Source organism: Roseateles violae (assembly GCF_030410485.1).
Classification (GTDB): domain Bacteria; phylum Pseudomonadota; class Gammaproteobacteria; order Burkholderiales; family Burkholderiaceae_C; genus Roseateles_D; species Roseateles_D violae.
Window position 1 is genome coordinate 152,861 of the sequence record NZ_JAUHHC010000007.1, and the last position, 12,621, is coordinate 165,481.

Annotated in this window: 12 protein-coding genes and 1 tRNA gene; 7 read left to right on the top strand and 6 right to left on the bottom strand. The window is 70.6% G+C overall.

The features are described from left to right. The first annotated feature begins 13 nt into the window (after positions 1-13). Both QWJ38_RS22790 and QWJ38_RS22795 read left to right on the top strand, forming a co-directional pair. Positions 14-862, top strand: a complete 849-nt coding sequence (locus QWJ38_RS22790; protein WP_290361436.1) for a LytR/AlgR family response regulator transcription factor — start codon at positions 14-16, stop codon at positions 860-862. Between the two features lie 89 nt (positions 863-951). Beyond that, on the top strand, positions 952-1,965 hold the full coding sequence (locus QWJ38_RS22795) for a hypothetical protein (RefSeq protein ID WP_290361437.1): 1,014 nt from the start codon (positions 952-954) through the stop codon (positions 1,963-1,965). Positions 1,966-1,970: 5 nt separating this feature from the next. Here QWJ38_RS22795 and QWJ38_RS22800 read toward each other — a convergent pair whose 3' ends face one another. From QWJ38_RS22800 to ppc, 6 genes are read right to left on the bottom strand one after another with little or no spacing between them, the layout of a single operon-like run. Continuing rightward, positions 1,971-2,432 (bottom strand): GNAT family N-acetyltransferase, encoded by a 462-nt coding sequence (locus QWJ38_RS22800; protein ID WP_290361438.1) that lies wholly within the window; start codon positions 2,430-2,432, stop codon positions 1,971-1,973. Continuing rightward, complete coding sequence (locus QWJ38_RS22805) at positions 2,429-2,824, bottom strand: DUF4345 domain-containing protein (RefSeq protein ID WP_290361439.1); 396 nt, start codon at positions 2,822-2,824, stop codon at positions 2,429-2,431. The genes QWJ38_RS22800 and QWJ38_RS22805 overlap by 4 nt, the downstream gene beginning before the upstream one ends. Positions 2,825-2,847: 23 nt before the next feature. Next, complete coding sequence (locus tag QWJ38_RS22810) at positions 2,848-3,294, bottom strand: VOC family protein (RefSeq protein WP_290361440.1); 447 nt, start codon at positions 3,292-3,294, stop codon at positions 2,848-2,850. 6 nt (positions 3,295-3,300) lie between these two features. After that, the gene (gene pncB, locus QWJ38_RS22815) at positions 3,301-4,500 is read right to left on the bottom strand and encodes a nicotinate phosphoribosyltransferase (RefSeq protein WP_434064026.1); all 1,200 of its coding nucleotides are present in this window, start codon (positions 4,498-4,500) and stop codon (positions 3,301-3,303) included. After that, positions 4,497-5,300 carry a cysteine hydrolase family protein gene (locus QWJ38_RS22820; protein WP_290361441.1) on the bottom strand — a complete coding sequence of 268 codons (804 nt, stop codon included), beginning with the start codon at positions 5,298-5,300 and terminating at the stop codon, positions 4,497-4,499. The genes pncB and QWJ38_RS22820 overlap by 4 nt, the downstream gene beginning before the upstream one ends. A 59-nt stretch (positions 5,301-5,359) precedes the next feature. Next, the gene (gene ppc / locus QWJ38_RS22825) at positions 5,360-8,206 is read right to left on the bottom strand and encodes a phosphoenolpyruvate carboxylase (protein ID WP_434064027.1); all 2,847 of its coding nucleotides are present in this window, start codon (positions 8,204-8,206) and stop codon (positions 5,360-5,362) included. A gap of 90 nt (positions 8,207-8,296) precedes the next feature. On the opposite strand from ppc, the gene hemC reads away from it, so the two are divergent. From hemC to QWJ38_RS22850, 5 genes are all read left to right on the top strand, one after another. Then, positions 8,297-9,226 carry a hydroxymethylbilane synthase gene (gene hemC, locus QWJ38_RS22830; RefSeq protein WP_290361442.1) on the top strand — a complete coding sequence of 310 codons (930 nt, stop codon included), beginning with the start codon at positions 8,297-8,299 and terminating at the stop codon, positions 9,224-9,226. Between the two features lie 13 nt (positions 9,227-9,239). Further along, positions 9,240-10,040, top strand: a complete 801-nt coding sequence (locus tag QWJ38_RS22835; RefSeq protein ID WP_290361443.1) for a uroporphyrinogen-III synthase — start codon at positions 9,240-9,242, stop codon at positions 10,038-10,040. Further along, positions 10,030-11,181, top strand: a complete 1,152-nt coding sequence (locus tag QWJ38_RS22840; protein WP_290361444.1) for a uroporphyrinogen-III C-methyltransferase — start codon at positions 10,030-10,032, stop codon at positions 11,179-11,181. Before QWJ38_RS22835 ends, QWJ38_RS22840 begins: the two co-directional genes overlap by 11 nt. Positions 11,182-11,199: 18 nt before the next feature. Continuing rightward, entirely contained in the window at positions 11,200-12,435 is a 1,236-nt protein-coding gene (locus QWJ38_RS22845; RefSeq protein ID WP_290361445.1) for a heme biosynthesis HemY N-terminal domain-containing protein, read from the top strand. Between the two features lie 71 nt (positions 12,436-12,506). Further along, positions 12,507-12,583 (top strand) — tRNA-Arg (locus tag QWJ38_RS22850). The last annotated feature ends 38 nt before the right edge of the window (positions 12,584-12,621 follow it).

Sequence of the window (12,621 nt, forward strand, 5' to 3'; positions counted from 1 at the left end):
CAAACCGCTGAATATGGCTGCCCAAGCGCTGAAGGTCCTGCTGGTCGACGACGAACCGCTGGCGCGGCTGCGCCTGCGCAGCCTGCTGGAGGCCTGCAAGGAACCGGCCGCCGAGGTCGTCGCCGAGGCCGGCACCGCCTCGCAGGCGCAGTCCTGGCTGCGCGAGCATGCCTGCGACCTGATCCTGCTCGATGTGCAGATGCCAGGCTCGGACGGCCTGCAACTGGCCGATGCGCTGCGCGAGCGCGGCGCCGGCGCCGCCGCCGGCGAGGGCAGCCCGCTGCCGCCGGCCATCGTCTTCGTCACCGCCCATGCCGAGCATGCCTTGCGCGCCTTCGAGCTCGACGCGATCGACTACCTGACCAAGCCGGTGCGGCGCGAGCGCCTGCAGGCCAGCCTGGCGCGCGTCGCCCAGCGCCTGGCCGAGCGCGCCGCCGTGCAATCGCAGTCGGCGGCCGAGGCCGAGCCAGGCCAGGACGCGAACGCCCATGTGATCGTCGTCAACGACCGTGGCCGCCTCTTGCGCGTGCCGCTGGCCGAGGTGCTTTACCTGAAGGCCGAGCTGAAATACCTGACCCTGCGCACGGCCAGCCAGAGCCTGGTGATGGACGGCAGCCTGTCCGACTACGAGGCGCGGCTGGGCGAGCGCTTCCTGCGCGTGCACCGCAATGCCCTGGTGGCCAAATCGGCGGTGCGCGAGCTGGAGCGCCATGCGGCCACCGATTTCGGCGGGCTCGATGGCGCCGGCGGCAATGGCGATGGCGCCGACGGCGGCTGGGCGGTGCGCATCGCCCATGTCGACGAATGGCTGGCCGTCTCGCGCCGCCAGGTCGCGGCGGTGCGCGAGGCGCTGGCCGGATGAGGCCGGTGCGTCGGCGCCTGGCCTGGGCGCTGGCCGGCCTGGCTTTGATATTGCTGTTGGTCCTGCTGCCGGAGCGGCGGGAGCTTCCCATGCCGCTGCCGCTGCCGATTCGGGTCGAGGCCGTGGCGATGGTCGAGCCGCCGAAGGCCGTGGTCAAGAAGTTCGCGGCCGGCGCATCTTTTGCCAAGGCCGAGCCGATACCGCCCGGGGCGATCGAGGTTTGCGGCGTGGGCTGGGTGAGCTTGCCGCCGGACGCGTCGGCCTCGGACGCGCCGCCGCCGGATTGGCAGCGACAGTGGGAAGCACAGGCTGAGACGCTGCGCGCCCAGGCTGTCGCGACGCTGCAGGCGCGCGGCGATGCGTTCTCGCGGGTGCTGGCACGGCTGATACAGAACGACACCGAGGGCGCCGCGGCGGCGGCGGCCGGCAGCAGCGACCCACGCGCCTACGGCCTGGCCTGGCAGGCCTGCAGCCGGCCTGGCGCCGGCCCGGCTTGCCAGCAGCTGAGCCTGCGCCGCTGGACGCAGCTGGAGCCCGGCAACGCCTGGCCCTGGCTGGGGATGCTGAGCGAAGCACGCCAGCGCGGCGATGCCTCGGGCGTCGAGGAGGCGCTGCACCGCGCGGCCGGGGCGGAAACCATGGACGGTGGCTTTGGCCGTTTCACCGGAGGCATCGACGAGGCGCTGCCGGCCGATGCGCCGGTCGGGGCGCGCTCCACGTTGCAGCTCGAGACCATCGGCCGCGAATCGGCGTTCGCGCTCGGGTGGCTGGGTGCTGGTGGCTTCAGTTCGAGCTGCTCGGCGGAGGCGGTGCGCGACGCCAACCGCCGCCAGAATTGCGTCGCCATCGCCAAGCTGCTGGCGAGCAAGGGGCGCGGCCTCGTGGATGTGGCGATCGGCGCGCGCGTCGGCGAGCGCCTGGGTCTGTCGGCCGACGAGATTGACGTGACGCCGGCCCAGGTCAAGGCCGCACAGCAGGCCTTCCCGGTTCCCGAGGAGCTGGCCAGCTGCGCGGCGCTGCGCCAGATGCAGGACTGGATGCGCGAAGTCGCTCGCGACGGCGAATGGCGTGCGCTGCAGGCGCGGCTGCCACCCAAGTCCTGACCGAGTCAGTTCGGCGGCAGCAGTTCCAGCAGCTCGTCGCCGTACTTGTCAATCTCGCCGGTCGGCCGCCAGCCCAGATGCCGGTAGAAGTCGTGCGAGCGGCTGGCCGGATCGCTGGAGCAGCCGAGGAAGAGCCGACCATGGCCATGCGCCGCCCGCAACTCGTCAATCACCTTCTGCAGCAGCGTGCGGCCCAGTCCACGCGCCTCGTAGTCCGGCAGCAGGGCCAGCACGACGATCTCGCCGCTGTCGGCGTCGCCGAAGCAATAGCCGACCATTTCGCCGGCAAGCAGCGCGACATGGCCGGGCAGGCGGCCCGAGGCGATCTGCGCCGACCATGATTGGGCGGTGATGCCCAGCGCCGCCAGACGCTCGGCCGGCACGGCGTTCTGGCGCGTGCGGCCGCGCAGGTCGATGCAGGCCGGCGCGTCGGCCGGCAGCGCGGGGCGGATCACGATCGCCGTCATCGCTTGTCTATTCTCGCCTGCTGCCGCTGCGTCGCCGCATGCGCAAGCGCGATGACGACCGGCAGCAGCAGCTCGGGCACCAGATAGCCGAGCCACACCAGGGCGGGCTCCGGCAGGCCGACCTGGCTGATCGACAAGAGCCGTCCCAGCCCCGCCATCAGCACGCCGAAGGCCAGCAGATAGACGAGGGTGCCCTGCCGCCGGATCGTCAGCGCCGCCCATAGATTGATCAGCCCGGTCGAGAAGTAGACCCCGGCCATGAAACGGTGCACATTGTCCAGCCGCGGCGTCGTCGTCGGCTGGCCCAGATAGAGCTGCAGCGCGCCCCCGGCCAGCGCGATGAAGGCGACCAGGAACAGGCAGACCTGGACGATGCGCTGGCTCAGGGGCATGGTGCTCTCCTTGGGGCTTGCGCTCAGGCGGCAGCGCTCGGCGGGTAGAACTTCAACTCGACCAGATGGCCATCCGGGTCGAGCACATACATCGAGCTGCCATCGCCCTCGGCGCCCAGATTGGTCTGCGGCCTGGCGCTGCGCTCGATCTTCGCTTCGTCCAATCGCGCCGACAGCGCGGCCGGGTCGAAGGGGGCGCAGACCAGGCAGAAGTGGTGCAGATTGGGCGCCGCCGCTTCGGCACCGGGCGCGGTGGCGCTGGAGCGGTCCGTGCGGCCCATGCGTCCCTCGCGCCAGACCAGGTCCAGCATCTGGCCGCCGGCGCGCAGATGGACCAGGCCGGCCGCCTCGTTGCGCGCCTCGATGCGGCAGCCGAGCAGGCCGCAATAGAAGGCGATCGAAGCCTCGAGATCGCGCACGCGCAGCGCAAGATGGTCGATGCCGCGCGGGCTGACAAGCGGCTGCTGCATCTTCTTTTACGCCGGTCGGCTGAACACCTGGCGCAGATAGGCCAGGAAGGTCTCGTCGTCGCACATGGTCTTGCCGGGGCTGTCCGAGAGCTTGGCGACCGGCTGGCCATTGGCATGGGTCAGCTTCATCACGATGTGCAAGGTGCGGTGGCCGACGTCGTTGGACAGCGAGGTGCCGATGCCGAAGCCCAGCTGGGTGCGGTCGGCGAAATGGCGGTAGAGCTCCAGCGCGCGGGCGATGGTCAGGCTGTCCGAGAAGACCAGACGCTTGGTGTGCGGATCGATGCGCAGCTTGGCGTAATGGGCCAGCGCCTTCTCGCCCCACCAGACCGGGTCGCCCGAGTCGTGGCGCAGGCCGTCGAAGAGCTTGGCGAAATAGAGATCGAAGTCGGCCAGGAAGGCATCCATGCCGACCACATCGGTCAGCGCGACGCCGAGGTCGCCGCGGTACTCCTGCACCCAGGCCTCCAGCGCGGCCTTCTGGTGGTCGCGCAGGCGCACGCCCAGGGCCTGGAAGGTCTGCAGATACTCGTGCGCCATCGTGCCGATCGGCACCAGGCCCAGGTCGCGCGCCAGCAGCACGTTCGAAGTGCCCTTGAAATAGCGCGGCATCTGCCGGGCCAGCGTCGCGATCACCTCGCGATGCCAGTCGCCGGAGAAGCGCCGGCGCAGGCCGAAGTCGAAGAACTCGAAGGGATGGCGGCGGGGCGCCTCGTGGCTGAAGGCGCGCAGCTGCGCGATCTTGGCCAGCAGGCGCTCGCGGCCCACATTGAGCGCGTCGCTGTTGTCGAAGCGGCGGAAATAGAGCTCGTTGACGATGGCCAGCAGATAGATCTCGAAGCCCATCACATGGACCTGCGGGCCGCTGGCGATGATTTCCAGATGCGGGCCCTTGGCGCGCGCCTTGATGAAGTCGCGCTGGAAACGGAAGATGCGCAGAAAGTCGATGAAGTCCGACTTGATGAAGCGCAGCCCCGCCAGGTACTGCAGCTCGTCGGCGCGAAAGCTCAGGCTGCACAGATGGTCGAGCTCCATATTGAGCTCGTCGAGCAGCTCGCTCAGCGGATAGGCGGGCTCGTTGCGGCACCAGAACGCATACTCGGCATGCGTCTGCGGATGGCGATGCAGCATCGCCTGCCACATCGTGAACTTGTAGAGATCGGTCTCCAGCAGGCTGGTGATGACTAGCTTTCTCATCGTCGTCATGCCGCCAGTTCGGCGCAGCGCGCCAGGCGCAGGCCGCGTCGGCGCATCGCATCGAGGAAGTTCGCGCCCTGCGCCTCGAAGCCGCCCACCGGGCTCATCCCGTCGCTGATCAGCACCAGCTTGTCGAGGCGGCCGCTGGGCAGATGCTCGACCAGGTCCGCTACCGTCGCCCTCACGCAGTGGCTGCTTGCCTCGCCGGCGATCCAGAGCTCGTCGCAGTTGTCGAGCCGCTCGACCAGCGCATGGTTCAGCAGCGTGCCCGGGTCGGCCGGGTCGGGCACCTCGGCCTGCAGGGCGCTGTAATGCTCGGTCCAGGGGTTCATGCCCTTGAGCACGAACTCGATAGGGCGCTGCCGGGCCAGCTGCCAGCCGATCAGCGCCTCTTGCAGCGGGCCATGGATGTTATGGCCCCAGCTGCCGAGCTCGCAATGGACCGGCCAGACCATCAAGGTGTAGCGACCGCGCGCCTCCAGCGCCTCGACATAGGCCTGGGCGCGCGGCAGGTGGCCGGCGACCCGCGGCCGGAACTGGCCGGCGCGCAGTTGCGCCGCCGTGATCTGCGTGAACGGTGCGACACCGCCGCCGTTGGCGGTGATCCAGAAGCCCGGGTGGGCGATATCGAGCCGGCGATGCGTGTCCAGCGTGACGGTGATCGCGTCGATATCGTCGATCTTTGCTTGCAGCAGCGCCGCCACCCGCCGCAGATCGGCATCCGCACCGGCGACCGGCAGGCTGGCGCCGGGGACGTCGCAGAAATCGTTCTGCGGGTCGATCAGGAGGAGATGACGGTGGGTCGGCAAGATGGGGGCTCCGGCGGCTTGGGGCGACTATACGGCCGCCCGCCGAGGAACCCCGTCACTCAGCCGGTATTGCGCAGCCCCGCCGCGATGCCGTTGATCGACAGGTGGATGCCGCGCTGCACGCGCTCCAGCGTCGGGTCGTCCGCGCGCTTCTCGGGGGCAATCGCGCGGTAGCGGCGCATCAGCTCGACCTGCAGATGGTTCAGCGGGTCGATATAGGGGAAGCGGTGCTCGATCGAGCGGGCCAGGGCCGGGTTGGCGGCCAGGCGGTCCTTTTCGCCGGTGATCAGGCTCAGCGCTGCCTGCGTGCGCTCGAACTCGGCGCGCACGGCGGTGAAGATCTTCTTTCCCAGGCGGCGGTCCTCGACCAGGTCGACATAGCGCTCGGCGATGCCCAGATCGGTCTTGGCCAGCACCATGTCGAGGTTGGACAGGAGCGTGCGGAAGAAGGGCCACTGGCGGTGCATGCGCTTCAGCAGGGCCAGGCCTTGCTGATGCTGCTCGCTGCCCTCGGCGCCGAGGAAGGCGGCGACGGCCGAGCCGAAGCCGCACCAGCCGGGCAGGGCGATGCGCGACTGGCCCCAGCTGAAGCCCCAGGGGATCGCGCGCAGATCCTCGATCGCGCGGGTGGCCTTGCGCGAGGCCGGGCGCGAGCCGATGTTGAGCTCGGCGATCTCGCGGATCGGCGTGGCGGCGAAGAAGTAGTCGGCGAAGCCGGGCGTGTCGTAGACCAGGCCGCGATAGGCCTTGAAGCTGGCATCGGACAGGGCCTGGGCCGCGTCGAGGAAGCTCTTCGGCGCGCTCTTGGTCGGGTGCAGCAGCGTGGCCTCCAAGGTCGCGGCGACCAGGGTTTCCAGATTGCGGCGGCCGATCTCGGGGTTGGCGTACTTGCTGTTGATCACCTCGCCCTGCTCGGTCAGGCGTATCTGGCCGTTCACCGTGCCGGGCGGCTGGGCCAGGATGGCCTGGTAGCTGGGGCCGCCGCCGCGGCCGACTGTGCCGCCGCGGCCGTGGAACAGGCGCAAGGTGATGCCGTGCGCGACGCGCAGGCGCGCGAACATCTCGACCAGGGCGATCTCGGCGCGGTACAGCTCCCAGGAGCTGGTGAACATGCCGCCGTCCTTGTTCGAGTCCGAGTAGCCGAGCATCACGTCCTGCTCGGCGCCGCCGCGCTTGATCAGGGCCGCGATGCCGGGCAGGGCATAGAACTCGGCCATGATGGTCGGCGCCTCGCGCAGGTCGCCGATGGTCTCGAACAGGGGCACGACGATCAGATCGCTGATGGCATCGCTGGAGTCCAGGGTGCCGCGCAGCAGACCGACTTCCTTCAAGAGCAGCAGCACTTCCAGGAGGTCGCTGACCGTCTCGGTGTGCGAGATGATGTAGTGGCGCAGCGCCTCGCGGCCGAAGCGGGCCAGCGCCTCGCGCGCCGCCTCGAAGATCGCCAATTCGCCTTGCGTCTTCTCGCCGTACGCATGGCCGACGACGCGCAGCGGCCGCGCGTCGGACAGCAGCTTCAGCAGCAGCTCGCGGCGCGCGGCTTCATCCAGGGCCGCATAGTCGGGCGCGATGCGCGCCGTGGCCAAGAGCTCGGTGATCACCAACTCGTGCTGGTCCGAGCTCTGGCGCAGGTCCAGCGTGGCCAGATGGAAGCCGAAGACCTGGATCGCCCGCATCAAGGGCTTGAGCCGCGGCGCGATCAGCGCGTCGGCGTGGTGGCTGCGCAGCGAGGCCTCGATCACGCGCAGATCGGCCAGCAGCTCTTCGGGGCTGCGATAGGGATCCTGCGGCGCGACCGCGTGGCGCAGCGCCTCGGTGCCGGTCAGCTCGGTCAAGGTCGCGGCCAGGCGGGCGTACATGCCGGTCAGCGCGCGCCGGTAGGGCTCGTCCATCCGGTGCTCGTTGCGATCGGGGCTGCGCTCGGCCAGGGTCTGCATCTCGGGCGTGATGCGCGCCAGCCGGTAGGAGATCGACAGCTCGGCGCCGAGCTCGTGCAGCTCGGTCAGATAGTGGCGCAGCGCGACCTCGCCCTGGCGGCGCAGCGCATGGTTCAGCGTCGCGGCCGTCACATTCGGGTTGCCGTCGCGGTCGCCGCCTATCCAGTGGCCCATGCGCAGAAAGCTGTTCAGCTCATGGCCGGGCAGAGCCTCCTCGAGCTCGGCATAGAGCTTGGGAATCTCGCGCAGAAAGGTCGCGTGGTAGTAGGACAGCGCGTTCTCGATCTCGTCGGCGACGGTCAGCTTCGAATAGCGCAGCATGCGGGTCTGCCAGAGCTGGGTCACGCGGGCGCGCAGCAGCGCCTCGTTGTCGCGCAGCTCGCGCTCGGTGTGCAGGCCGTCGCGGCGCTCGACCAGGCCGGCGATCGCGCGCTCGGCGTCGAGGATGCTCTTGCGCTGCACCTCGGTCGGGTGGGCTGTCAGCACCGGCGAGATGAAGCCATGCTGCAGGCTGCGGGCGATCTCGGCCGGGCGCACGCCGGCCTCGTGCAGGCGCTCCAGCGCAAAGGCCAGCGAGCCCTCGGCCAGGCTGCCGGCGCGCTCGTGGATCTCGCGGCGGCGCACATGGTGGCGGTCCTCGGCGATATTGGCCAGGTGCGAGAAATAGCTGAAGGCGCGGATCACGCTGACCGTCTGCTCGCCGGACAGGCTCTTCAAGAGCTTGTCGAAAGTCTTGCCGGCCTGGGCGTCGCGCTTCAGCCGGAAGGCGACCGAGAGCTTGCGGATGCGCTCGACCAGTTCGTAGGCCTCGCGGCCCTCCTGCTCGCGGATCACCTCGCCGAGGATGCGGCCCAGCAGGCGGATGTCCTCCATCAGGGGCTTGTTCTTGTCGTTGGCGGCGGCGCTCTTGCGCGGCGCGGCGGCGGATTTGGAGGGCTTGGCGACGGACTTGGCGGGCTTGGCAGGCATGGGAGGCTCGTCAGAGGGTGTGTAACGAAGTTACGTAAATCCGACTTTAGCAGTTTCTTTGGCGGCGCAGGCCTCATCGATAATCGGCGCATGAGTCAGGACAACAACACCATCACCATCGCAACGCGCGAGAGCCGGCTGGCGCTGTGGCAGGCCGAGCATGTGAAGGCGCTGCTCGAACAGCAGGGCCGGCGCGTCGAATTGCTGGGCATGACCACCCGCGGCGACCAGATCCTCGACCGCACGCTGTCCAAGGTCGGCGGCAAGGGCCTGTTCGTCAAGGAGCTGGAGACGGCGCTGGAAGAGGGGCGCGCGCAGCTGGCCGTGCATTCGCTGAAGGACGTGCCCATGGACCTGCCCCAGGGCTTCGAGCTGGTCGCCATCCTCGAGCGTGAGGATCCGCGCGACGCCTTCGTCTCGAACCAGTACGCGAGCCTGGCCGAACTGCCGCAGGGCGCCCTGGTCGGCACCTCCAGCCTGCGCCGCGTCGTGCAGCTGAAGGCGCTGCGGCCCGATCTGCGCATCGAGCCGCTGCGCGGCAATCTGGATACGCGGCTGCGCAAGCTCGACGAGGGCGGCTACGACGCGATCGTGCTGGCCGCCGCCGGCCTGATGCGCCTGGGCCTGGCCGAGCGCATCCGCAGCCGCTTCAGCGAGACCGAGATGATTCCCTGCGCGGGCCAGGGCGCGCTGGGCCTGGAAGTGCGGGCCGACGCGACGGCGCTGAAGGCGGCGCTGGCGCCGATGAAGCATCAGCCGACCTGGCTGGCCACGCAGGCCGAGCGGGCGGTGTCGCGCGAGCTTGGCGGCAGCTGCAGCATGCCCCTGGCCGCCCACGCGCGCTGGGACGGCGGGTCCCTGCAGCTGGCCGTCGCGCTGGGCCATCCGGAGCAGACCGAACGGGCGCTGCTGAAGGCGCAGCTGGCCGCCCCGGTGCGCAGCGAGGCCGAGGCCCGCGCGCTCGGTGCCCGCGCGGCCCAGGCCTTGCGCGAGCAGGGCGCCGCCGCCTACCTGGCCTGAGGCGCGGCCGGCCATGCCCGCCGCGGACCGCTTGACGCTGGTGCTGACCCGGCCGCGGCAGCAGGCCGGGGACTGGCTCGCGCGCCTGGCCGAGCAGGGTGTGGAGGCGCTCAGCCTGCCGCTGCTGGAGATCGATGCCGGCGCGGCCGAGGCGGCCGATGCCGCCTGGGCCGCCTTGCCCGATGCGGCGCTGGCCATGTTCGTCAGTCCGAACGCGGTCGAGCATTTCTTTGCCCGCCGACCGGCCGGCGCCGCCTGGCCGGCGCAGACCCTGGCCGCCTGCGTCGGGCCGGGCAGCGCGCGTGCGCTGGAAGCGGCCGGTGTGCCCGCCGGGCAGATCGTCCAGCCGCCGGCCGACGCGGCCAGCCTCGACTCCGAACATCTGTGGCCGCAGCTGGCCGGCCATGACTGGCGGGGCCGGCTGGCCCTGCTGCTGCGTGGCGAGGGCGGGCGCGACTGGCTGGCCCAGCGTCTGCGCGAGCACGGCGCCCGTACCCTCTACTTCAGCGTCTACCGCCGCCGCGCGCCGCGCTTCGACGCGGCGCAGCGCGCGCTGCTGGACGCGATCGTGGCGGCACCGGATCGCCATGTCTGGCTGTTCAGCAGCGCCGAGGCGGTCGGGCATCTGCCGGAGCTGGCAGCGCAGGACTGGTCGGCGGGCCGCTGCATCTGCACCCACGAGCGCATCGCCGAGGCCGCGCGGCGCCTGGGTTTCGGGCATGTGGTTTTGGCGCGACCGGAGGCCGCGGCCATCGCCGCCGCGCTCGAAGCGATGCAGGGGCGAACCTACAATCGTCCGCATCGTGATCGATAGCCCCCCCAACCCTGCTGCCGACGGCCCCGCGCCGAATCCCGCCGTCCCGCCCGCCGCCGTTGCGCCTGCCGCGCCCGGCCTGCCGACCTGGCTGTCCCTCCTCATGCTGCTGCTGGCGCTGGCCTGCGTGGTCGCGATCGGCCTGGCCTGGCAGAGCCTGAACCGCCAGCAGGCGGTCGAGCAGGAACTGGTGCGGCGCCAGGAAGCCGGCCGCCAGGACGCCGGCGAGGCGCGTGCGACGGCGCGCCAGTCGCAGGAGTTGAGCCGCGACACCGCCGCCAAGCTGGCCCTGCTGGAGGCGCGGCTGGCCGAGGTGGCCTTGCAGCGCGGCCAGCTGGAGGAGTTGATCCAGTCGATGTCGCGCTCGCGGGACGAGAACGTGATCGGCGATATCGAGGCCTCGATTCGCGTTGCCCTGCAGCAGAGCTCGATCACCGGCAGCGCCGAGCCGCTGGTCGCGACCCTGCGCCAGGCCGACGAGCGCCTCCTGCGCTACAAGCAGCCGCGCATGGAAGGCGTGCGCCGCGCGGTCGCCCGCGATCTGGACCGCGTCAAGGCGGTCAGCGTGGTCGACGTGTCGACGCTGACGATCAAGCTTGACGAGGTCGTGCGCCTGCTCGATGAGTTGCCGCTGCTGTCGAATGCCGAGCGTGCCAGCGAGGCCGCGCGGCCGCGCGGCACCGAGGCGCCGAAGGCGGTCGCCCGGCCGGCGGCGGCGCCCGCTGAGGCGGCCGATGCCGACGAGGGGCCGGTGGCGAGCTGGTGGCGCCAGGCGCGCGGCCAATGGCTGGCATGGAGCGCACGCGTCTGGGACGAGGCGCGCAGCCTCTTGCGCGTGACCCGCATCGAACATCCGGAGGGCATGCTGATCGCGCCGGAGCAGAGCTTCTTCCTGCGCGAGAACCTCAAGCTGCGCCTGCTGAACGCGCGGCTGGCCCTGCTGAGCCGCCAGTTCGATACCGCGCAGGCCGATCTGCGCGATACGCAGGAGATGCTCAACCGCTACTTCGACACCCGTTCGCGCAAGGTCGTCTCGGCCAGCGAGCTGCTGCGCCAGGTCGCCGGCCAGGCGCGCCAGGTCAATGTGCCGCGGCCCGACGACACGCTGGCGGCGCTGGCCGCCGCGGCGGCCGGACGCTGATCGGGGGCCATCGCCATCATGCGTACCGTGATCTGGCTGGTGCTGCTGTTCGCCGTGGCCGTCGTTGCCGCGCTGACCCTGGGCAGCAACGACGGCCTGGCCTCCTTCTACTGGAACGGCTGGCGGCTCGATGTCTCGCTGAATCTGTTCCTCCTGGTCCTGGTCGGCAGCTGCTTCGCGCTGGTGACGGCGATCAACACGCTCAACTCGCTGGTCAGCCTGCCACGGCGTGCGCGCGAATGGCGGGTCGCGCAGCGCGAGCGCAGTGCGCAGTTGGCCTTGCGCGAGGCGCTGGCCGAGTTTTTCGGTGCCCGCTACAGCCGCGCACAGAAGGCGGCGCAGAAGGCGCTGAGCATCCAGGCGCAGACACCCGAGCTGGCGCAGGACCAGGACTTCACCGCGCTGAGCCACCTGATGGCGGCCGGCAGCGCGCACCGGCTGCAGGACCGCCGCCGGCGCGACGAGCATTTGCAGCAGGCGCTGGGCCTGGCCAGGCGCGGCGCGCTGGAGGAGGGCGCGCGGCTGCTGGCGGCCGAATGGGCGCTGGACGATCGCGATGCCGGCCGCGCGCTGAGTCTGCTGGCCGAGCTGAGTCCCGGCGTCGGCCGGCGCACGCAGGCGCTGCGGCTGAAGCTGCAGGCCGCGCGGCTGGCCGCCAATCCGCTGGAGGCGCTGCGTACCGCGCGGCTGCTGGCCAAGCACCAGGCCTTCTCCAAGGTTGCCGCGCAGGGCCTGCTGCGCTCACTGGCCTTCGAGGCCCTGAGCAGCGCCCGCGACGTCGATCAGCTGCGCCAGGCCTGGCAGCAACTGGACAGTGCCGACCGGCGCGATCCGATCGTTGCTTCGCGCGCCGCGCAATGCGCCGCGACCCTGGGCGCGCCCGATGATGGACGCGGCTGGCTGCGGCCCTTCTGGGACGATATCGGCGAGCTGACGGCCGACGAGCGCGTCGCGCTGGCCGAGGCCCTGGTGCCGGTCTTGCCCGGCCTGGGCCCCGAATGGCTGCAGCGGCTCGAAGCCGCCGTCGCCCGCTTCCCGCGCGACCGGCATCTGGTCTACGCGCTGGGCCATGCGCTGGCCGAGCGCCAGCTCTGGGGCAAGGCGCGCCTGCTGCTGGAGCAGGTGGCCGACGATCGTGCGATGCCGGTCGCCGCGCGCCGGCGCAGCTGGATGATGCTGGCGCAGCTGGCCGAGCGCGATGGCGATCTGGAGCGCCGCGCGCGCTGCCACGAGGCGGCGGCCTCGCTGCCCTGAGCCAGCGAGTCGAACAAAAAAACCGGCTCTCCTTGGAGAGACTAAAAAACCATGCTATAGTGCAAGGCTTCGCGGCTGTAGCTCAGTTGGATAGAGTACTTGGCTACGAACCAAGGGGTCGTGGGTTCGAATCCTGCCAGCCGCACCAATAATAAGAAGAGAATCAACGGGCCAGACGTGCAAACG